This is a genomic window from Acaryochloris thomasi RCC1774 (assembly GCF_003231495.1).
Classification (GTDB): domain Bacteria; phylum Cyanobacteriota; class Cyanobacteriia; order Thermosynechococcales; family Thermosynechococcaceae; genus RCC1774.
Genome location: NZ_PQWO01000003.1, coordinates 1 through 20,155, shown reverse-complemented (window position 1 = coordinate 20,155; position 20,155 = coordinate 1). Strand labels below are relative to the sequence as shown.

Sequence of the window (20,155 nt, the reverse complement as noted above, 5' to 3'; positions counted from 1 at the left end):
ACGCTCACTAAAATCTAATGCTACATTGTGATACACCTCGGCTCATGAGTATAAATACAGGCCGAGTTTGATAAAAATTTTTAGCAACCATTTTTTTAGAGTTCTGACATTTTCAAACTGTAGATGTTAAGTCTGGCTGCACAAGCGTTGTCTCTAGCCTCAACTTAGACCTTGCTTGTTCTAACTTTTGATGGATGTTTTAAAACCCGATTCGCTCTTATAAGTTTGATGGATTGAAGTCACTCAATGAAATTAATGTCTACGCGATCGCTGATCTTAACGACTGCTCTATGCTCTGGCTTACTGATGAGCTGTCAGTCATCAAACGAGTCTCAAAGTTCAAGCCCTGCTGATTCGGGGGCGCAGGCCGAGGCAGGGGCTGGGACGCTCCAGGTTGCAGCCAATGGTGAAGACTTTGTGCGCCAAGGGTTTACCTCAAAAGACGGCTGGGAAATCAGCTTTGATCACGTCTATGTGAATTTAGAAGACGTAACGGCTTATCAAACTGATCCGCCCTTCGACCCCGACGCTGAAGACCCCTTGCAGGCAAAATCTGAGGTAACGATTCCGGCGCAGATGGTTGACTTAGCTGAAGGTGATGAAAGCGCCTCTCCGATTACCGTCGGTGAAACAGAAGCACCAGCAGGTCAGTACAATGCTCTCGCCTGGAAGATGGCTAAGGCCACAGATGGCCCCGCAGCGGGACAGACTTTAGTGCTGGCGGGTCAGGCCAGTAAAGACGGGAAAACTGTTGATTTCACGCTTAACGTTGACCGCGAGTTTGCCTACACCTGCGGAGAGTTTGTGGGCGATGAGCGCAAGGGCGTCGTTGAACCCAGTGGGGCCGCTGATCTAGAGGCCACCTTCCATTTTGACCACGTATTCGGTGATGGTGAACTGCCCGCCGATGATGAGATGAACGTGAAGGCGTTGGGCTTTGCTCCTCTGGCTGCATTGGCAGATGGATCATCACTAAAGGCGGATTGGGCCACCCTCGAACAAAAGCTAGACTCGAAGGATTTTCAAGCGCTAGACGCGGCTCTGGCCGGACTCGGACACGTAGGTGAAGGTCACTGTCGATCTGAGCAAACAACCGCGTAGGAGTTGATAATGAGCAAACGGCTGGTACCCGTTCTAGGGCTATTAATCAGTGTATGGACTATGCCTACTGTCCTGGCACACGGGACCGCCGTGAACTATCGCATTACGCCAAAGGCGGTCGAAATTGAGGCCGCCTTTGATACGGGTGAACCGATGGCGAATGCTCAGGTGACGGTTTACGCTCCAGATGGAGCCACTCAGCCTTGGCTAACTGGGAAGTTTGATAGCAAGGGGCATTTTGCATTCACGCCACCCGCAGATCAGACTGGGACTTGGCAGGTGAAAGTGCGTCAAGCAGGGCACGGCAAGATTCTCAATATTCCTATTGGGGCCGAAAATGCTGCAGAGACCGCAACCGTATCGTCTGAACCAGCCAGTCCGATGGTGCGTAGCCTTTTGGGGGTTGTTGTCATTGGAGGCTTTGTGTTGACGGCCATCCTATTTTCTTCTAGGAAGAAGCAGTAATGCATATCTCGGATGGTCTTCTGCCTGCAAAGGTCTGTCTGATTGGCTACGCCATCACGGGCGGCTTGACTTGGTATTCGCTGCGGCAAATCAATCATCGTCCAACGATTACGGAAGAGATTCCGAAGGCGTCGCTTTTGACGGCTGCTTTTTTCGCCGCTTCAGCGATCCGGTTTCCTGTGCCTCCCGCCAGCGTCCACTTTGTTTTCAATGGCGCATTGGGGGCGGTGTTAGACTGCTATGCGTTCCCGGCGGTGTTGGTGGGGTTGTTCTTTCAGGCTCTAGTGTTTGGGCATGGTGGGTTGACGACGTTGGGGATCAATGCGGTGATCATGGGCCTTCCGGCCATCTTAGCCGCTCGTATTTTTCGAGTGCGGCAGTGGGTAGGGCACAAAAGCGCTTGGTCCACAAATCTGTTCGCCTTCTTGGCCGGGGCGTTTGGGATCGGTCTGTCAGCACTGCTATTTTATGGCTTGGTGATCATGACGATTCCCGCTGACGTGGATGCGGCGTTAGAGCAGCAGGTGTCCTATGGTTTGCTGGTGGCTCATATCCCGCTGGTGCTGCTGGAGGGGACTTTTACGGCTTTGCTAGTATCTTTCTTGACGCGCATGAAGCCAGAGGTGATCCCAGAATGAGGTTTGCCTGTGCTGCATGAAATTGATCGCTACGTTCATCTCGATTCTTGGATGCATCGGTGGCAACCTAGACCAAAGCTGGTGGGGCTAGGTACGCTAATTTTTGCCTTTGCGATGGTCGAAGATCTGCGGTTGCTGCCTGCGATGTTGGCGGTGACGGCGGTGCTGTATGCGATCTCACGTCTCCCCCTCTCCTTTCTGCTGCATCATCTTCGATACCCTGGCCTCTTTATTTTGGGCGTTGTGATAGTGCTGCCGCTGGTCTCAGGCGACACCGTTCTTTGGCAGTGGGGGACGCTAGCGATTCGGGCCGAGGGGTTATCCACCACGCTTCTGATTGTCTGTCGGTTTTTCTCTATTTTGACGCTGGGCTTAATTATTCTGGGAACCTGTCCCTTCTCGACAACGATTAAGGCAATGCGATCTTTCGGCCTGTCTTCAGTTTTGACCGATATGATGTTGCTGTCCTATCGCTATCTGTTTGAGTTTGCTCAGATGTTGACAACCATGCAGCAGGCCATGAGATTACGCGGCTTCCATACACCGCCGGTATTTGCAGTTCGCAGGCAGTGGGCGCATCTACAGCGACTGGCATCGCTGATGGGCACTTTACTGATTCGCAGCTATGAGCAGGCGGTGCGTAGCTATCAGGCGATGGGGCTGCGAGGCTATGGTCAGCCCTCTGCGAATTTACCCCGCAGTCGTGAACCCGTTACGTTCTGGAACAGCAGCGCCTTAGTCGTTATATTAATGGTGGCTGCAGGGTTCGTGATTTCCGATTTTCTTTGGACTGTTTGAATGACGTAACGGGATAGCCGATGACGATATTGTTTCCTGCGCCTCACCACTCGACGATTTTAGAGCCGTTCGCGCCCGCGCTGACGGTGGCTGATCTTAGCTTTTCTTATCCAGACAGAACGAGTGTTCTAGAGCAGATTTCGTTTGAACTTCAGGCCAACGAGCGAATTGGTGTATTGGGGCCTAATGGGGCTGGTAAGACGACGCTGTTCAAAATCATCTGTGGGCTGTTGTGTCCGACTCAGGGTGAAGTGAAGCTGTTTAATCAGCCTGTAGAGACAGGCAGCTTTCGATCCGATTTGGGGTTTGTGTTTCAAAATCCAGACGACCAGCTTTTTTCGGCTTCGGTTTGGGAAGATATTGCCTTTGGCCCTCAAAATATGGGCTTACCGCCTGATGAAGTGGATCGATGCGTGGCGGCGGCTTTGGCGCTGACGGGAACCCAGTCGTTGACCCAGCGATTGCCCCATCATTTGTCAGGGGGAGAGAAGCGGATGGTTGCGATCGCAACTGTAGTTGCTATGAATCCGCGCCTGATCATCTACGACGAACCCAGCGCCAACCTAGACCTACGCGCCCGCCGTCGCCTGATTCAGTATTTACAAGACTCTGAAGAGACGATCATGGTGGCCTCTCATGATCTGGAGATGATTTTGGAGGTTTGCGATCGCATCCTCTTGATTGATCACGGACACATTGTTGCAGACGGCCACCCACCAGAGATTATGCAGCAGCGTTCCCTGATGGAGGCTCATGGTCTTGAAGTGCCCTACTCTCTGGCGGGTCGCATAGAAGCGAAGCGTCACCTATGACTTCAAGGCTCTCAGAGCCTCCAACCCATCTATCTTTGGGTATTGATTTCGGCACGTCAGGGGCCAGGGCCATTGTGATTGACCCAGATTGCTGTGTTCGGGCCGAGGTTAAATCTGCTTTTGCTGAGGTTGATCCTGCTGAGCGGGCTTCTGTCTGGAAGACAACACTGTTCGAGCTGATCGGTGACCTGCCGATAGACGTGCGAGCTCAACTCACCCAGATCGCCATCAACGGTACCTCTTCCACCATCTTGCTCTGCAATGCTCAAGGAGAACCCCTGCACCCGGCGGTTCTCTACAACGAAACCTGTGATCCTGAAGATCTAGATTTGCTAGATGCGATCGTGCCCCTAGGTCATACTGTTCTCAGCGCCAGCTCCAGCTTGGCAAAATTTCTAACCCTCAGCCGCCAGACTGATTTTAGCGACGCTCATGCCCTGATGCACCAGGCCGACTGGCTCGCCTATCAGCTTCACGGATGTTTGGGCATTAGTGATTATCACAATAGTCTAAAGCTTGGCTACGATCCCGCCATAGAGACCTATCCAGACTGGTTCCAGGATGAACAACTGCGGTTCCTGCTGCCGCTGCTCCCTCGTGTGATTGCGCCCGGAACGCCCATTGCACCCGTCCAGCCTGCGATCGCTCAGCGTTTTGATTTACCGCCCCACTGCCAGATCTGTGCCGGAACCACAGACAGTATCGCCGCTTTTCTCGCCAGCGGTGCCAGCTATCCCGGCGAAGCCGTTACCTCACTCGGTTCAACGCTGGTCTTAAAGCTCCTCAGTCAAACCCGTATTGATCAGGCACAGTACGGCATCTATAGCCATCGCTTCGGCCAGCAGTGGCTTGTCGGTGGGGCCTCCAACACCGGGGGAGCCGTGCTGCAGCAGTATTTCTCCACAGCCGAGCTAGCGTCTTTGAGTGCCCTGATTGATCCTCAGGTGGTCAGTCCACTGGACTATTATCCGCTCCTAAAACCAGGAGAACGTTTTCCTATTAATGATCCAGATTTACAGCCTCGTCTTCAGCCCCGTCCTGATCAGCCAGCTGCTTTTTTGCATGGGCTTTTAGAAAGCCTGGCCCGTATCGAAGCCCAGGGTTATCGACTTTTGCAAGAGCAGGGGGCAACGCCCGTCACTCAGATTTATACTGCAGGCGGCGGCGCTCAGAATTTGACTTGGCAAGCGATTCGCCAGCGATATTTGCAAGCATCTATTAAAGAACCCCGCCACCGCCAAGCCGCCTATGGAACAGCGTTATTGGCAGCACGGGGCTGTAAATTGATGGGTTGACGTCGTTTCTAATTGATCTTTAGTAGCTCAACATCAAAAATCAGCGTTGCATTGGGTGGAATGACGCCACCGGCACCCCGCGCACCATAGCCTAAATCGGGTGGAATCTTGAGTTCTCGGCGTCCACCTACTTGCATAGTACTGACGCCTTCATCCCAGCCTTTAATTACCCGGCCTAGACCGATTGGGAAGACAAAGGGCTGGTCGCGATCGCGCGAACTGTCGAACTTAGAGCCATCGGTGAGCGTGCCCGTGTAGTGGACCGTCACGTTATCGCCTCGCTTCGGAGACTCGCCCGTACCCTCAGTAATGTCTTTATACTGCAGTCCAGAATCGGTGGTGGTGTAGTCAGAATCGGTCACGTCAGTTTTAGGTTCCTCAGGTTGTTGTGCTGCGGGGGTGGCCGCAATAGTTGTTTGGGGTTCACTGCTCTGCAGCGGATCTGCGCTCACGTCTGCTGGCGGGTTGACGAGCTGCGCGCAGGCTAAGACCAAACCGCAGACAACCATGACTCCGACACTAATTAAAATATTGCGCAAGGTTCTCCTCCCGTTTAGTTTTTATAGGTTAGCGCCATCTTTTATTTTCTAAGTCTCTCACCTGACGCTCCAGCCGATCAATTCTACCGCGAAGCTCATCGACCTCGGTTTGGCGAGCAACCCCTAGATCTTGCATTACATTGCGGACCTGCTGCTGCATTTGTGCTTCCCAATTGCCTGGATCTGCTCGCAGCTGCTGCATCAAGTCGTCAACGAATGCCTTTGCCTGCTCCGGGTTGAGACGCCCATCTCGTACCCACTCATCGCTGACTTCGCGGAGCTTCTCTGCGACAACAGAGGTTGTCCCTACCCCAATCATCAGCATTTGTTTCAAAAAGCTATTGCTGTCCATGAATTACTCTAACTGTCTGATCGGCAACCCAAAACTGAGGGCGTGTGAGAGCACAGAAAATCTGCCTCAGGCACTATTGTATCGATCTCTTCTTGCAGAATCGGGTGTGGATTACCGCCGCGAAAAAACGCTATGATCAGCGTGATTTGTCTAGCATGGATGAAGATAGCCTGTGCTCAATACTTTGAGGGCTGACTTCCGCAGTATCTTTGAACGCGATCCTGCGGCCCGGAGCGGTTTAGAAGTGTTACTCTGCTACCCGGGTCTGCAGGCTATCTTGATGCATCGACTAGCCCACTGGCTTTATGTTCTGGGTCTGCCGCTGATCCCTCGCATTATTTCCCATCTTTCGCGCTTCTTGACCGGGATTGAAATTCACCCCGGTGCCACATTGGGGCAGGGCGTGGTGATCGATCACGGGATGGGGGTTGTTATTGGTGAAACCGCTATCTTGGGTGACTATTGTTTGATTTATCAGGGTGTCACCCTAGGCGGCACGGGCAAAGAGACAGGCAAACGCCATCCCACCCTCGGAGAAAACGTGGTTGTGGGCGCGGGTGCAAAGGTGTTGGGTAATTTGAACATTGGCCATAACGTCCGCATTGGCGCGGGATCTGTCGTTCTCAGAGAAGTTCCTTCTGACTGTACTGTTGTCGGCATTCCAGGCCGAATTGTGTATCGAGAAGGCGCGAAGGTCAATCCCCTTGATCATGCTCAACTCCCTGACTCTGAGGCGCAGGCGATTCGCTACTTGCTTGACCGCATTGAGGTTCTAGAACGAGAAGTGGCGGCCTTTAAGCAATCAGAACCTGTCGTGGAGCCGGTCAGTGCTGCCCATCCTCACAATCGATGTCGTCTGGAAGATCGCGTCATTGAGCAGTTCCTAGACGGTTCAGGCATGTAGTCTTTTGACGTAGTAAACCTGTACTTCTGGCTGTGGATACAGACTGGTCAGTCCTTTGCTTTTGGCGTTCTGTAAGATATACAGACTTTGAGTGAAGATAAACGCGATCGCAACTCCCGTCGTGCCATCTTAGGCAAGTAGACGTCACTGGCTCTACTTTGTATAAATTTGGCAAATCTACTGTTTGCCTGGGCCAGCGGGACCGTAGAGCAAAATTATGAATTCTATTTTTGATCAAATCCCGACTCATCTGGACTTACCCTCAGAAGATCAGCTTCCTCATTCTCAAGCCGCGGAGTTTTACTATCGTCGTGGCCTGCGACATGAATTTCTGGGATTGATTCAGAGTGCCATAGAAGCTTATAACTTTGCGATTCTGCAGGATCCAACCCATGCCAATGCCTACTTCAGTCGTGGTTCACTGTTGAAGAGCAGCAACATTTGTGAAGCGCTTCAGGATCTCGCCAAAGCTTCGGATCTTTACTTTGAGCAGATGAACTGTGAAAACCATCGCAAAGCGAAGCTGGCTCTAGAGACTCTACGGATAGCAAATCGGCTGCCAAAGAACACTGCACTGCAGCCCCTAAGAATTGAGACCGCAGCGATTAGGGTCAAGCCTGCAGCAGCAGGTTAAAGACAAGACGCGACTTTAGAACGATAAACTGCAGTTTGCGCTGCTGCAATCTCGAATGCTATGCGTTTGGGCGGGTTTATTCCGATACTTGAGTGGCCTTCAGGATTCAGTACTGATACGCTAAATAGCAGGAATCAGAGGCTATTGGCATTGATTCTGTTTCTTCGGTATCTAGGTATCTGCAGTGAATCTTTCCTCCTTCAGTTTTTTACAAGGTCTACAGCCCAAAAATCAGCAATTCGCTGTCATTGGTTTAGGACGCTTCGGTCGCGCCGTTTGCGAGTCTCTGCATCATTCTGGCTATGAAGTGTTAGGGGCTGATGTCGACGAAAAACTAGTAGCAGAAGCCTTGAGTTGTCAGATCGCGGCCCATGCCTTACAGCTAGACTCGACCGATCCCTTGGCCCTTAAAGAGGCGGGCTTCTATGAGTTTGATACCGTCATTATCGCCATCGGTAATTACCTACAAGAGAGCATCATCACGACGCTGAACATGAAAGAAGCCGGAGTCACCAACGTAGTGGCTAAAGCCTCTTCAGAAGTCCACGGTAAGCTACTCAAGCGAGTGGGAGCTGATCGCGTCGTCTTTCCTGAGTATGAAGCCGGTTGTGCTTTAGCGAAATCTCTCACTAAGCCCGGTATCCTAGAGCGATTTGAACTTGATCCCGAACACAGCATTGTCGAGCTATTGATTCCTAAAGAGTTTCATGGCAAGACCCTCGCAGAACTAGAGCTGCGCAACCGCTACGGCCTCAATGTCTTGGCCGTCGGACGAGAGAAGATGTTTGAAATTAACCCCGCCCCTGAACTCCGTTTGCTGCAGGACGCCATGATGGTTGTGATTGGTGACAATGAGGCAATTGAGCAGCTACCGTTGTAGAGACGAATCGCACCCTCACGCACCGCCTGTGATTAAGAATCCGGTAGGTTGCGAAGCGGCACAGCTCGCCCCTCATAAAACCGCTTTTCTAGGCGCTTCAGTCCCCACCAAGCTGCACCGCATAGTGCCACCGGTACGGTCACGAACACCCCTGAGTGGATGAGCGGCGAGAGTCCCCAAAGACTGACTCCTAAGACGCCAACCCCAAGACGCAATCGCTTAATATTTTTCAGCGCGCCTCTGCAACTGGGGCAATTGACGGTATGAGAGTAGTAGCGGTCTAGCAGTTCATGTTTGGGTAGAGCCGGTGGCAGAGACTCTCCTGCAAACGGATCAGCTTCAAACTGGTTGACCCATTGGTGGAGTGCCTTAACAAAGGTATCGGCCTTCGTGGGCAAATAAAATGCCTTGCTGGCTCGACCGCTACCGCCGGACTGCTCTAGATACCGCTCTTGGTGGTGTAGGAAAATCTGATCGTCTTCTAAAATGTTGTTCTGATTGATGTGGTTATACCACTGGGGCGTCAGCTTCATAAAAATGCCCGGAGCCTTGGCCTTGAACTTAAACGGAAAACGGGCAAACAGACGGCAGTGCCCCTTCTTCGTTGGGACAGCATAAACTGCGGTGACGGTGCGACCATATTGCTCAGATGTAATTTCATGCCACATTAGTCCTGGTGCAATAAATCGAGTATCTTGCGGACCCAGCTTGCCGCGCCGTGGTCCTTCTGCCCAGAGACCATCGAAACCTGCTTTACCTGCTTTAACGACCTCTAGCTCCACGGGGCTAGCATTGGCGCGATCCCCCACCGAACGATGATGGGTATAGGGTAAGTGGCTCGGATCAAGTACGTTCTCAAGCAGTGTTAAGGCATCGTAAGGCAGGTCTCGAAACGTATTGAGGCAGACCCATTCGTCTGGACCTTCCTCCAGCGGCTCAATAATAGGAACTTTCACCTGGGCTGCGCATTCAGGGTTACCGAGATAGACGAATAACAGTCCTTGGCGCATTGCCGTAGGAAGTGACTGTACACAGGCACGCGAAGAGGTTTCAGCTGCTTGCCCCTCGACCTGTTGAGGAATGTATTGGCACTGGCCGTCACCGGAGAATGTCCAGCCGTGGTAGGGACATTCCAGCAAACCGTCTTCCGTCACTCTGCCTTCTGAAAATCTGGCTAGACGGTGGGGGCAGCGATCTTCAAAAACCGTCCAGGCTGACTGTTGAGGATCCCACCAGATCACTAAATCCTGACCCAGCAGCGTAAAGGGATTGGGTTGCGCGACGTCTAAGTCGCTGATGTAAGCAATGGGGTGCCATGCTTCATGCCAGTCAAATCGATGGGGGTCAGATCCGCCTAGGGCTGAAGACTCTGATGTCGGCTCCTGCGATGCTGTCGCGCTAGGAACCTGAACGGCCACAGTGGAGTTGTCTAACATGATTGGAATGGGGAGTTGAACATCAAAAAAGCAGAACTGATTGCCTAAGAGTCTGTCCCGACTCTACTTTACAATTCGAAACAATTATAGCAAGTCTGCTACCTGAAGATGTCGTTTGCTGCTGATCAAAGTGGGTATATGCCTCTGTATGGAGTGTTTCTTCTGTTGGCCTCAGTAGAAACCCGTAGCCGATCTGCAAAATAACTGTAAGATTGTTAAATAACTATTTACAACTCCTTGTATGCAGGTCAACTTCACTGGATCCCAAGCCATCTCAGTTCAGGTCCCGACTGCATCGGCGCCCCTGCAGCATTACCTGCGTCAGCCGCATCGATTAATCTATGCGCTAGCAGATCGTAGGCGAGTTGAGCGACTCAGCGATAGCTTATTTCGTTTGAGTATGCGCCCTCGAGAATTTATGGCGTTGAAGTTTCAGCCTGTTGTTGACTTGCAAGTCTGGTCAGAATCCAATGGTAAGGTTCATGTTCGCTCTGAAGGATGTGAACTCCGAGGCATTGACTATATTAATGACCGCTTTAAGTTCAACTTGATTGGTGAGCTCCATCCTGTCCAGCGGAATGGTCAAACATGGCTAGAGGGCGGTGGCGATCTGAAGGTCGGCGTAGAACTTCCCCCCCTGTTCTGGATGACGCCTAAGCCGATTCTAGAGGCTGCGGGCCATAGCTTACTCCAGGGCATTTTGATGACCTTTAAGCAGCGCATTGGTCAGCAGTTGATTGCTGATTATCAAGAGTGGGCCGGGACTCGACAACTGTCTACAGCGTCGTCGTCAACCCTGTCTGCGAATCCCTCGACGTTCTAGCTTACGGATTTTTCAGGCTAGCCAGTAATTCGTAGAAGGGCTGCCAGTTATTTTCTATGGCGATAGGATCCCAGACAGCTTCGATGGTGGGGCGCGTGATTACAGTGCAGGGATTATGGCTTTTTAATCTTTGCTGTATGCTCTCGGGCTTATCTTTCTGTAAAAGTTGGTTGTAGAGCTGTCGCCAGGTTTCTAGCTGCGCTGAGTATTCAGCTATCAAAGAAGACTCCCTGAGAATATGGCCTGCATCAGTACACCACAGGCTGCTGAACTGATGCCGTAGTTCAGCAAAAAAAGTGTGATAGCCAATCTGTGTTTTTTGGAGAAAATCTAGGGTAAGCGTGAGCAGTTGGTCGGTTGCGTGGGCATCGAAGCTATCGCAACGTTTGTCATCGAGTCCAAGCTTTTGCAGCATTCGTCGCCGGTAGGTGCCGTGATAGGTTTTGTCAAAGGTATCAAGACTAACAGCCATCTCTGTTTGGGACAGGACCGTCGAGAGCGGGCGCTGCAGCATCTCTAGATTCCACTTACACATGGACGGTTGGTTGCTGTAGCGGTAGCGACGAAAGTAGTCGAAGTAGGCTGGTGTGAAGTTCAGGTCTAGGGTTTCAATGAATGCATAGGGGCCATAGTCGAAACTTTCGCCAGTAATGGACATATTGTCGGTGTTCAGGACCGCATGGCAAAAACCGACTGACATCCACTGGGCTGCCAGCTCAGCCGTCCGCTGAACAAGTTCTGTGTAGAACTGCAGATATTTATCGGTTAGGTTATCGAAGTGTGGGTAATAGATCTCGATGACGTGATCAAGCAGCTTTTGGATCAAGTCGGGACGTTTAATGGCGTAGAGACGCTCAAAGGTGCCAAATCGAATATGAGATTTGCTGAACCGCACCATCACACTTGATCGCGTTGGGGAGGGTTCGTCGCCTCGCCATAGCTTTTCTCCCGTTTCAATCAGACTGAAGCAGCGGGAGGTTTTTACCCCCAGATGGTGCAGGGCCTCAGACGCTAGAATTTCCCGAATGCCCCCTTTAAGGGTTAGGCGGCCATCGGCTGTTCTAGAGTAAGGCGTCGTTCCTGAACCTTTGGTGCCAAAATCATAGAGTTCGCCATCGGTACCGCGAATCTGCCCGTAAAGAAACCCGCGCCCGTCTCCGAGCCAGGGGTTGTATTCACCGAACTGGTAGCCGTGGTAGCGGAGGGCTAGAAAGGGTTCTCGTGCTTGAAACTGACCAAAGGCTTCTATGAAGTCGGTCTCGCTGATCTGCTGAGGGTCGAGTCCGAGCTGCTGCAGAACGTCATCGTTACGAAATCGTAGAGTGTGCTGCGGGAACTCTGCTGCCGCAACTCGATCAAAATAGTCATCTCCTAGAGATTCTAATGCCGGTTCATAGTCAAGATTGAGAAAGGGGTTGGCAGTGGTCATCGAGCAATGGAATCCTGCTTGAAGTTTTACGTCGGCTGTTCCTTTGCTATTGTGCCTGCTCTCTGGCCTGCGTGGCTATTCCAGTCTGGTGTTCTTGATGCTCAAAAAGCGGTTTGATGTAGGTCTTCGGGACGCATGTTGCTGTGAATGACTTTGCCGTCTCGGAACCAAACGACTCTTTGGGTGCTTTGGGCTACTTCGGGTTCGTGAGTGACCATTACGACGGTCATGCCGCTGTCATTCAAGCCTGTAAAAATGCCCAGGATTTCTTGGGTGGTTTTGGTATCTAGTGCGCCAGTGGGTTCGTCCGCTAGCAATAGGACCGGATTGTTGACGATTGCACGTGCGATCGCAACTCTCTGCTGCTGTCCCCCCGAAAGCTGATTGGGCCGATTATTCATTCTGTCTTCTAGCCCCACCTGCTTGAGCGCATGGGCGGCGCGTTCCTTGCGTTCTTGTATCGGCACATTGGCGTAGACCATCGGCAACATCACATTGTCGAGGGCGCTGACCTGACTCAGTAAGTGAAACTGCTGGAAGACAAAACCAATTTTACGGTTGCGGATTAGGGCTAACGCATCATCGTCAAGCTGCGCAACGTCTACACCATCTAACTCGTATCGGCCTGCAGAGGGACGATCCAGACAGCCGATCACATTCATCATGGTGGACTTCCCAGAACCGGAAGCCCCCATAATTGAGCAGTACTCGCTGGGTAAAATCTTTAAATCCACCCCACCTAGAGCATTAACTGTCGTTTCACCAGAACCATAAACCTTGGTGATTTCTTCTAAGTAAATGATGGGGTGGGACTGATCGTTAGGAGACAAAGGGATGGACCTCCACCTTAAGCTGTAGTTCCACCCTAACGTGCTTAATTTGTCTTTGTGTATAGGCCGTGATTTGAGCTATCGCTAGCTAAACCTCACTTCCACAACCCGTGACATTATTTCTTGGCCTTCGCCTCCAGTTCCTCCAATCGGCTTTTGAGCGTTTGGTTATCTTTCTTGAGCTGCTCTAGCTCCTCCTGAACAGACTGAATGGCCTGACCGGAGCCTACTTTTTTCTGTACTTTTTTGATCGCCTCTTCTGCCATTCGCTCCACTCGATTATCTGAGGTTTGGTTCGCAAGACCTCGCAGAATGCCGATGGCCTTTGGCGTTTCCATTTGTCCGAGTGATGAGACGACGGCTACTTGCGTCAAGAAAAAAGATTCGCCTGAAATCGCTTTTAGACTATCCAAAATCCGCTGTAGATCTGTGGGTGATTGTCCGGCTGAAATCGCTCCCAGTGCTCGAATCGAGGCGAGACGGAGTGGTTGCGGAGTACCAGAAACCGTCTGCTCTAAGACCAAATCAAGGGCATCAGTTGAGGTCTTCATCTGACTCAGACCTGAAATGGCTCCAGAGCGGATGACTTCGTTCCAGCCCGCTCGTTTTTTAAGCACTGACTTGAAGAGTTTGATGACTTTATCTTCCTTGGGTTTGTTTGCTAAGCCCGAACCAGCTAAGGTGCCAATACCGCGAATGGCTGCGGCTTCGACAAGATAGCTGGGGTCGCCTTTCTCGGCGATGGGTTTGAGAAGTTTGTAACTGTTGCCGTGTTTTAGAGTTGCGATCGCATCTACCACCGCTCTTCTTACCCGTGCATCCTCATCCTTCAACCCTGCCTTCAAAAGATCCAGAGCTTGATCTAACTGCAGCTTTGATAACTGTTGAGCCACTTCAATGCGAACACCCCAAAACGTATCTTTCTTCAGTGCCTCTCCTAAGGCCTGAGCAGCCTCTAATCCACCTTTCTTTACTAACGCTGCTGCTGCATTGATTCGAGATAGCGGATCGGGATCGTGCTGCAGTTGGGTCTTCAACTCTGGTACCGGATACTCAAGCATCACCTGCTTCAAAATATGATTCCCAGCATCGAAGCTGACAAAGTCAGGTTTAGAGGGCAGTACCAAGTAAAAACTCTGCTCCGCTTCGTGAACCCGCACCGTAAACGTTTGCTGCTCCACTTGAGGCGGCTTCTTCCCAGCAGTTTTCACCCAGCCGAACGCAATCGGAATTTTGAGATCAAAGAGTTCTTGGTGTTTCGGCTTTTTCGGATCTGCCTGTGTTTGCTTTACCGTCACCTTCGCAAGGTTACTATCCGTATCCCAGCTATAGCTAACCTTATAGTCTGGATAACCCCCTCGGAACACATACTGATCGAAAAGAAACGCCAAGTTCCGCCCCGTCGCTTTATCAATGGCCCGCAACAGATCGATAGTTTCCACCGTACTGTGGGCATTGTCCTGAACAAAAGTGTGAATGGCTTTCCAGAAGAGATCTTCCCCTAGCTCAGCCCTCAGCATGTGGTAGATGCAGGCCCCCTTCTCATAGATGTGCCGATCGTAGAGTTCAATCGCCGCTCTATATATATTCGTGACGACAGGCCGCCGGTAGCGATTGCTATCTTCATTGAAGTAGTTACGCGCTTCATTGAGGCGGTAGTAAGCTGCATCATCCACTCCGTACTCTTTCTCTGTCCACATCACTTCTGAGTAGGAAGCCATTCCCTCCTTAATCCAGGCGTGAGACCAGTGCTTGATCACGACCAGATCGCCAAACCATTGGTGGGCTAGCTCATGAACGACTAAACTTTCTGTCCAGCGATTGTCGATGGCGGCTCTTTCATCTAATAGATAGCGATCGCCCAGTAGCGTCGTCGAAGTATTCTCCATCCCACCAAAGATAAAGTCAGCAACACAGACCTGAGCATATTTGGGGTAAGGATAGAGCACCCCGTACTTTTCCGATAAAAATGCCATCATCTGAGGCGTTTTACCCATACTCAAACGGGCACTGTCCTCTAGGCCCTTCTCGACGTAGTAAAGGACCGGCTTGCCCTGCCATTCATCCCGAATCTCGGCAAACTCTCCCACCGCTAGCGTCATCAGATAAGTCGGATGAATCTCCTTCTGCAGCCAGTGGTAGATCATCTGATTCTCTTCCAGGCTGGTTTCCACCAGCTCACCGTTAGAGACCGCTAGGAATTCCTTCGGTACCCGCACCCGAATCTCAGAGGTCGCAAGTTGCCCTGGGTAGTCAAAGCAGGGGAACCAAAAACGTGAGTCTTCATCTTCTCCTTGGGTCCAGACCTGTGTCGGTTTGTCGGGATAGTTGGGCTCCGGTCCCACAAAGTAGAGACCTCGCTGAGGCTGGTTTACAGAATATGCGATCGCAACCGTAATCGCCTTTCCCACCTTTGTCTCCTGCTTCAGATGAATCACCAAACGCTCATCGTCGTAATCAAAGGGTTGCTTAGCCCTCCCGATGCGTACATCTTGGATATTGAGATTGACCGCATCCAGCGCCAGTTGTGTAATTCCGCTACGAACCGGATTCAAACGAATTTGGCATGTTCCCTCACAGATCTTTTGATCAATATCTAACGCAAGATCCAAAAAGATATGTTCGACTTGACCTGGGCGATCGGGGTTGTAGTGGGGACGCGCGCCCGCCAGTTCAAAAGACTTATGCTTTTTAGGTTCATCTATAAAGAAGTTAGACATTACACTCATCCGCTGCGGTTATCGATCTTGTACGCTCTCAGAGCGCTTATTTGATCCAGATTAGCGTGCTTCTAGAGGGCAAGACTTAATAGCAGATGTGTGTCAAATATTCTTCAACGAATTCCCCTTAGACTGCTAAGCTTTCCTTGAGGAATTCTCAGGGGGCTCAGAAACATGCAGACTTCTCTCTGCGTCTCCTTGCCTGAACCTACTGTTTTGAGACTAGCCTGTGCGATCTTATTGGTTCATTCCCAGTCTATTGGGCCTTTTGCTTGCGGCTCTCCCTGCCCATGCTGGTGGCAGACTCCTCAAGTGGCAGTTTGACCAAGACGAACGGCAGCTCGAAATTGTCACTGAAACAGACGTCTCTCCCCGAGCGTACCTTGTACCCGATCCAACTCGGGTGGTAATTGATTTACCCAATACTCAGCTCGGCCAAGCCAATAGTGAAAAAGAGCTCAGAAAACGTTTCCAAAGCTTGCGTGCTGGGCAATTCGATCAGTACACGACCCGAATTGTAATTGAGTTGGGTAAAAAATATCGCGTTTCGCCGCGATCGGTTCGCATCGAAGGAGTTGCTCCTAATCGTTGGCTGATCAAGCTTCCGAAACCGAAGCGATACTCTTTTCAAGATCGTCGCGCTCTGGCCGTGCGACGGCGTCCCATTCCTCTTGTTGTGTCACCACCCAGAAACTCTAGCTTGGCCTCTACGCCCTCAGCGCCTTCCTCCCCGTCATCATCTCTCCCTCCCTCTCCGTGGCGCTCCTCAAGTCAAAGGCCGACGGTTGTTATTGATCCAGGCCATGGTGGACGAGATCCTGGCGCTATTGGTATCGGCGGCTTAAAAGAGGTTCAGGTTGTGTTGCCAATCTCTCAAGAAGTCGAACGTATCCTACGTTCAAAAGGCGTGAACGTCATAATGACACGCAGCACAGACCAGTACGTAAGTTTGCAGGGGCGAGTGAGCATTGCCGAACGCGCCCGAGGCAAGGTCTTCGTCAGCATTCACGCTAACGCTATTAGCCTCAGTCGTCCTGACGTCAACGGCGTCGAAACCTTTTATTACCAAACCGGCAGAAGCCTTGCCCAGTCAATTCACAGCAGTATCCATCGCCGTATTCGCATCGGAGACCGTGGCGTACGGCAGGCCCGCTTCTATGTCCTTCGTAAAAGTTCTATGCCAGCGTCATTAGTAGAAGTAGGCTTTGTTACGGGTAGCTTAGATTCACCAAGACTCCGGCAGCCTGCTTTTCGCAAGCAGATGGCAGATGCGATCGCAGAAGGCATTCTCAGTCACCTCGGAATTCGCTAGTCGTTTCTACTCTACAGAGCTTGACTCGGTATGGTTTCTCTAGACGGAACTTTGACAATACATTGGTTGGATTAATATGCGGCTTATTTCTCAAAATCTTCCTAAGCCCACAGCCTTCCTATTGTTTGGGACAGTTCTCCTCGGCCTGCTAACGGGCTGTAACCTTCTCAGTGATGAAAAAAGTAGCAGTCAAAAGAGTTCTGGTCGGCGTGAGGAGCCAGAAACTCGTGAGGAGATAGACACTAATGAGTCAGCCGACATTGCCATGAATTCAGATGCTCAAAGCCTCTATGCTCAACTGCTGCAAGAGTATGACGAAGATTACGAAAGCTGTGGTCCGAGCATTCAAGCGCAGGCCAACTCCTGTAGTGCTGATGGCGTAACGGGTGGCGAAGCACCCAGAGAAAACCTCAATGTACAGCTCATGCTTGATGCCTCTGGCTCAATGGCGGGTTCAGTGGGCGGTGAACAAAAGCTCAAGGTTGCCAAAGAAACGCTGACCGAGTTTGTGGGTGGTTTACCGTCTCAATCTAGGGTGGCGCTGCGCGTGTATGGACATATTGGCTCAAATAGCGGCGCAGATAAAGCAAGGTCTTGTGCAGGGACAGAGCTCCTGTATAACTTCCAGTCCCTCAACAAAGAGAAGTTTGCATCTGCGATTGAATCATTTCAGCCAACTGGCTGGACACCCATTGCGGGTTCGTTGAAGCAAGCCGCAAGTGATTTTGAGTCCTATGACCCGAAGACAAATGAGAATGTTGTCTATCTGATTTCAGATGGCATTGAGACCTGTGATGGTGATCCGGTGACTGCAGCTAGAGCGTTGAATCAGTCTGATGTGAAGACGATTGTGAACGTGATTGGCTTTGATGTCGATGCCAAAGCGGCTGCACAACTGCGTGAGGTTGCTAATGCAGGTGGCGGAGAGTACCTGCAGGCCGCTAACCGCAATGACTTATACCGTATCTTTAGGCAAACTTCTCAAGAAGCTTACAGCAAGTACCGTTGTATCTCTCAAGAGCAGTATGGTGCTTATAGAGAAACCTCTCAAGCTCAATATGGTCGCTACCGTTGTCTTTCTCAGAAAGCATACAAAGAGTATAGAAAAATATCTACCGAGGTTTATAGACAAAGCAGGGAGGATGAAATCACATCAGAGACTCGCGATGCCATTCTAAATGCAGCTAGGCAGAAACGAGACGGGATACTAAAGCCAGCTAAAGAAGAACGCGATCGCATTCTTGATGAGTCTAAGGGAAAGCGAGATCGAGAGCTTGACAAGGGCAAAGAAGAGCGAGATCGAAAGCTGGAGGGGGCAAGAGAAGAACGCGATCGCAAACTTGAAGATCAAACCAATGACAATCTCTGATGAACTCCAGAAACTGGACGAGCTTCGCCGCAACGGTACCCTTTCGCCGGAAGAATTCGAGATAGCTAAACGCAGAGTCCTTGAAGGACCACAGGACGACGTTCTGACCGACCGTTTTGAGGAGATCAAGACCTACACCGAACTTGCACAGCTCGATCGTGAATGGCAACTAGAACGCGAGAATTACATGATTTCGACGCGGTATGGACGTCGGCATATACCCAGTAAATCTGGCAGCGTATTTGGGGGCATCATCATTGTCGTTTTTGGCATCTTATGGACAATGATGGCTGCATCTATGGCGAGTGGCAGCTTTTTAAGTCTCTTTCCGTTATTCGGTGTATTTTTTACAGTAGCTGGCATAGGTGTGAGTATTCGATCCTTTGTGAAGGCTGGTCAATACAAGAAGGCGCATGAGCGGTATCTGCATCGCCGTCAAAGTCTAAGCAAGAATCGCCAACCATAGGCATCGCTAAGCGCCGCATAGCCCGCAGATAGGCTGGACCAGCATAACGCCCCGTATTCGCTTGTACCCCACACTCGCAGATCAAACCAATGACAATCTCCGATGAACTCCAGAAACTGGACGAGCTTCGCCGCAACGGTACCCTTTCGCCGGAAGAATTCGAGATGGCTAAACGCAGAGTCCTTGATGAACCACAGGACGGCGGCCTGGCCGATTATTTTGAAGAGATCAAGGCCCACGACGCACTTGCAAAACTCGATCGCGGATGGGAACTAGAACGCAAGAAATACATGATTTCGCGGTCAAGTAGATTCGGTGGATGGTATAGCTTCATACCCACTAAAGGTGGCAGCGTGCTGGGGGGCATCCTCGTTGTCATTGGTGGCACCCTCTGGACGATATGGTCTGCATCCTTAGCGGCGGCGGTTGCATCTTCAATAAAATTCAGCGGCATTGGTGCATTTTTTACGATCTGCTTTAGCCTCTTTCCGCTGTTCGGTGTGTTGTTTATGGTGTTCGGCGTATACCTGAGTATCAGAGTCTACAAGAAAGCCGAGCAATACAATAAGGCTCACGAACGGTATCTGCGTCGTCGTCAAAGTCTAGGCAAGAGCTGATGAGTGTTCTGAAGCACAGCGAGCAGAGCGTTTAGAGGGTTGGCTGGGCGACGATGGGGAAGCGATCGCAAACTCAAAGATATCCAGCAAAAATTACAGCGCCGACTGGTAAGTGCAAAAAACATCGCATCGCGAATGCATCCACTTGTCAGCTTTAACTCAGTGAACAATTGTCACCCTTGAGGCAACACCAACGAAACTTGCAGTGCTCTCCCCCCAGAATTGGGAGGCCGGACGGGCCAGTGCAATAGAGTGAGGAATTTCAACAGCACTGCTAAACAACGAACGTCAATTGTCTAGAAATGATGATCAACGCAAGAAGTCTAATGGACGATTCAACCAATTTCCCCTTTCATCCATATCAAACTTGCCCAGACGACCGCAGTGAGATCGCACCCTTCCTCTCAACGCATCTACCCCACATTCACCACAATTGGGGTCCACATCCCATCGATACAGCATCCGTTTCGACGAAAAAACAAAGAATTTGAAAAAATATTTTCCCTGAAATCCCTTGCTCTCAAAAGACTTCAGAGTGCTACCCAAAAAAAGATCAAACTTTCTCTCAAAAAGCGCTTGACTCTGCAAAAGAGGGTCGCTATATTAGTAAAGCGCTCGAGAGAGACACGTTTTTCGGAAGCGCTCTGAACCTAGATAAGTTAATAGTTTGAAAGCCATAATAGCACATATAAACCTCGTTCAAATGAACTAAGGAGTTGCTGTTTTACAGTAATT

At 50.8% G+C, this 20,155-nt stretch carries 20 protein-coding genes; 14 read left to right on the top strand and 6 right to left on the bottom strand.

Annotated elements, in window-relative coordinates; translation table 11 throughout:
• Window positions 1-246 precede the first annotated feature (246 nt).
• The 6 genes from C1752_RS05745 to C1752_RS05720 are packed head-to-tail and all read left to right on the top strand — an operon-like array spanning window position 247 to window position 5,109.
• Window positions 247-1,101 carry a DUF4382 domain-containing protein gene (locus C1752_RS05745; protein WP_233501391.1) on the top strand — a complete coding sequence of 285 codons (855 nt, stop codon included), beginning with the start codon at window positions 247-249 and terminating at the stop codon, window positions 1,099-1,101.
• A gap of 9 nt (window positions 1,102-1,110) precedes the next feature.
• On the top strand, window positions 1,111-1,566 hold the full coding sequence (locus tag C1752_RS05740) for a carboxypeptidase regulatory-like domain-containing protein (protein ID WP_110985112.1): 456 nt from the start codon (window positions 1,111-1,113) through the stop codon (window positions 1,564-1,566).
• Window positions 1,566-2,204: a cobalt transporter CbiM gene (cbiM, locus tag C1752_RS05735; protein WP_110985111.1), complete on the top strand. Its 639-nt coding sequence runs from the start codon at window positions 1,566-1,568 to the stop codon at window positions 2,202-2,204. The genes C1752_RS05740 and cbiM overlap by 1 nt, the downstream gene beginning before the upstream one ends.
• A gap of 9 nt (window positions 2,205-2,213) precedes the next feature.
• Window positions 2,214-3,002: a cobalt ECF transporter T component CbiQ gene (cbiQ, locus tag C1752_RS05730; protein WP_110985110.1), complete on the top strand. Its 789-nt coding sequence runs from the start codon at window positions 2,214-2,216 to the stop codon at window positions 3,000-3,002.
• Between the two features lie 20 nt (window positions 3,003-3,022).
• Window positions 3,023-3,814: an energy-coupling factor ABC transporter ATP-binding protein gene (locus C1752_RS05725; RefSeq protein ID WP_110985109.1), complete on the top strand. Its 792-nt coding sequence runs from the start codon at window positions 3,023-3,025 to the stop codon at window positions 3,812-3,814.
• Window positions 3,811-5,109, top strand: coding sequence for an FGGY-family carbohydrate kinase (locus tag C1752_RS05720; RefSeq protein ID WP_110985108.1), 1,299 nt, complete (start codon window positions 3,811-3,813; stop codon window positions 5,107-5,109). The genes C1752_RS05725 and C1752_RS05720 overlap by 4 nt, the downstream gene beginning before the upstream one ends.
• Before the next feature lie 8 nt (window positions 5,110-5,117).
• Here the strand turns inward: C1752_RS05720 and C1752_RS05715 are convergent, their stop codons facing one another.
• Window positions 5,118-5,648, bottom strand: coding sequence for an FKBP-type peptidyl-prolyl cis-trans isomerase (locus C1752_RS05715; RefSeq protein ID WP_110985107.1), 531 nt, complete (start codon window positions 5,646-5,648; stop codon window positions 5,118-5,120).
• A gap of 28 nt (window positions 5,649-5,676) precedes the next feature.
• A complete protein-coding gene (locus C1752_RS05710) occupies window positions 5,677-6,000 on the bottom strand; it encodes a phasin family protein (RefSeq protein WP_110985106.1) in 324 nt (107 codons plus the stop codon).
• 172 nt (window positions 6,001-6,172) lie between these two features.
• On the opposite strand from C1752_RS05710, the gene cysE reads away from it, so the two are divergent.
• The 3 genes from cysE to C1752_RS05695 all read left to right on the top strand — a co-directional run bounded on the left by cysE (window position 6,173) and on the right by C1752_RS05695 (window position 8,418).
• A complete protein-coding gene (gene cysE / locus C1752_RS05705) occupies window positions 6,173-6,904 on the top strand; it encodes a serine O-acetyltransferase (RefSeq protein ID WP_110985105.1) in 732 nt (243 codons plus the stop codon).
• Window positions 6,905-7,121: 217 nt separating this feature from the next.
• On the top strand, window positions 7,122-7,538 hold the full coding sequence (locus tag C1752_RS05700; RefSeq protein WP_110985104.1) for a tetratricopeptide repeat protein: 417 nt from the start codon (window positions 7,122-7,124) through the stop codon (window positions 7,536-7,538).
• 184 nt (window positions 7,539-7,722) lie between these two features.
• Complete coding sequence (locus C1752_RS05695) at window positions 7,723-8,418, top strand: potassium channel family protein (RefSeq protein ID WP_110985103.1); 696 nt, start codon at window positions 7,723-7,725, stop codon at window positions 8,416-8,418.
• Window positions 8,419-8,450: 32 nt separating this feature from the next.
• Here the strand turns inward: C1752_RS05695 and C1752_RS05690 are convergent, their stop codons facing one another.
• Window positions 8,451-9,854: an aromatic ring-hydroxylating dioxygenase subunit alpha gene (locus tag C1752_RS05690; protein WP_110985102.1), complete on the bottom strand. Its 1,404-nt coding sequence runs from the start codon at window positions 9,852-9,854 to the stop codon at window positions 8,451-8,453.
• 241 nt (window positions 9,855-10,095) lie between these two features.
• Between C1752_RS05690 and C1752_RS05685 the strand changes: the two genes are divergently transcribed.
• Window positions 10,096-10,677 (top strand): DUF1997 domain-containing protein, encoded by a 582-nt coding sequence (locus C1752_RS05685; protein ID WP_110985101.1) that lies wholly within the window; start codon window positions 10,096-10,098, stop codon window positions 10,675-10,677.
• A gap of 1 nt (window position 10,678) precedes the next feature.
• On the opposite strand, the gene C1752_RS05680 is transcribed toward C1752_RS05685, so the two are convergent.
• The 3 genes from C1752_RS05680 to C1752_RS05670 form a co-directional block, all read right to left on the bottom strand.
• Entirely contained in the window at window positions 10,679-12,106 is a 1,428-nt protein-coding gene (locus C1752_RS05680; RefSeq protein WP_110985100.1) for a protein adenylyltransferase SelO, read from the bottom strand.
• 101 nt (window positions 12,107-12,207) lie between these two features.
• Entirely contained in the window at window positions 12,208-12,936 is a 729-nt protein-coding gene (locus tag C1752_RS05675) for an ABC transporter ATP-binding protein (RefSeq protein WP_274704502.1), read from the bottom strand.
• Between the two features lie 116 nt (window positions 12,937-13,052).
• The gene (locus tag C1752_RS05670; protein WP_110985098.1) at window positions 13,053-15,656 is read right to left on the bottom strand and encodes a M1 family metallopeptidase; all 2,604 of its coding nucleotides are present in this window, start codon (window positions 15,654-15,656) and stop codon (window positions 13,053-13,055) included.
• A 229-nt stretch (window positions 15,657-15,885) separates the two neighbouring features.
• Between C1752_RS05670 and C1752_RS05665 the strand changes: the two genes are divergently transcribed.
• From C1752_RS05665 to C1752_RS05650, 4 genes are all read left to right on the top strand, one after another.
• Complete coding sequence (locus C1752_RS05665; RefSeq protein ID WP_110985097.1) at window positions 15,886-16,968, top strand: N-acetylmuramoyl-L-alanine amidase; 1,083 nt, start codon at window positions 15,886-15,888, stop codon at window positions 16,966-16,968.
• Between the two features lie 76 nt (window positions 16,969-17,044).
• Entirely contained in the window at window positions 17,045-18,337 is a 1,293-nt protein-coding gene (locus C1752_RS05660) for a VWA domain-containing protein (protein WP_110985096.1), read from the top strand.
• On the top strand, window positions 18,324-18,803 hold the full coding sequence (locus C1752_RS05655) for an SHOCT domain-containing protein (protein ID WP_110985095.1): 480 nt from the start codon (window positions 18,324-18,326) through the stop codon (window positions 18,801-18,803). The genes C1752_RS05660 and C1752_RS05655 overlap by 14 nt, the downstream gene beginning before the upstream one ends.
• A gap of 89 nt (window positions 18,804-18,892) precedes the next feature.
• Entirely contained in the window at window positions 18,893-19,420 is a 528-nt protein-coding gene (locus tag C1752_RS05650; protein ID WP_110985094.1) for an SHOCT domain-containing protein, read from the top strand.
• The last annotated feature ends 735 nt before the right edge of the window (window positions 19,421-20,155 follow it).

What these genes read in the sequence shown, in the direction of transcription:
- C1752_RS05745 (WP_233501391.1), top strand. Translation starts at nt 247, where the DNA reads ATGAAATTAATGTCTACGCGATCGCTGATCTTAACGACTGCTCTATGC.
- C1752_RS05740 (WP_110985112.1), top strand. Translation starts at nt 1,111, where the DNA reads ATGAGCAAACGGCTGGTACCCGTTCTAGGGCTATTAATCAGTGTATGG.
- cbiM (WP_110985111.1), top strand. Translation starts at nt 1,566, where the DNA reads ATGCATATCTCGGATGGTCTTCTGCCTGCAAAGGTCTGTCTGATTGGC.
- C1752_RS05725 (WP_110985109.1), top strand. Translation starts at nt 3,023, where the DNA reads ATGACGATATTGTTTCCTGCGCCTCACCACTCGACGATTTTAGAGCCG.
- C1752_RS05720 (WP_110985108.1), top strand. Translation starts at nt 3,811, where the DNA reads ATGACTTCAAGGCTCTCAGAGCCTCCAACCCATCTATCTTTGGGTATT.
- C1752_RS05710 (WP_110985106.1), bottom strand. Translation starts at nt 6,000, where the DNA reads ATGGACAGCAATAGCTTTTTGAAACAAATGCTGATGATTGGGGTAGGG.
- C1752_RS05700 (WP_110985104.1), top strand. Translation starts at nt 7,122, where the DNA reads ATGAATTCTATTTTTGATCAAATCCCGACTCATCTGGACTTACCCTCA.
- C1752_RS05690 (WP_110985102.1), bottom strand. Translation starts at nt 9,854, where the DNA reads ATGTTAGACAACTCCACTGTGGCCGTTCAGGTTCCTAGCGCGACAGCA.
- C1752_RS05685 (WP_110985101.1), top strand. Translation starts at nt 10,096, where the DNA reads ATGCAGGTCAACTTCACTGGATCCCAAGCCATCTCAGTTCAGGTCCCG.
- C1752_RS05680 (WP_110985100.1), bottom strand. Translation starts at nt 12,106, where the DNA reads ATGACCACTGCCAACCCCTTTCTCAATCTTGACTATGAACCGGCATTA.
- C1752_RS05670 (WP_110985098.1), bottom strand. Translation starts at nt 15,656, where the DNA reads ATGTCTAACTTCTTTATAGATGAACCTAAAAAGCATAAGTCTTTTGAA.
- C1752_RS05660 (WP_110985096.1), top strand. Translation starts at nt 17,045, where the DNA reads ATGCGGCTTATTTCTCAAAATCTTCCTAAGCCCACAGCCTTCCTATTG.
- C1752_RS05655 (WP_110985095.1), top strand. Translation starts at nt 18,324, where the DNA reads ATGACAATCTCTGATGAACTCCAGAAACTGGACGAGCTTCGCCGCAAC.
- C1752_RS05650 (WP_110985094.1), top strand. Translation starts at nt 18,893, where the DNA reads ATGACAATCTCCGATGAACTCCAGAAACTGGACGAGCTTCGCCGCAAC.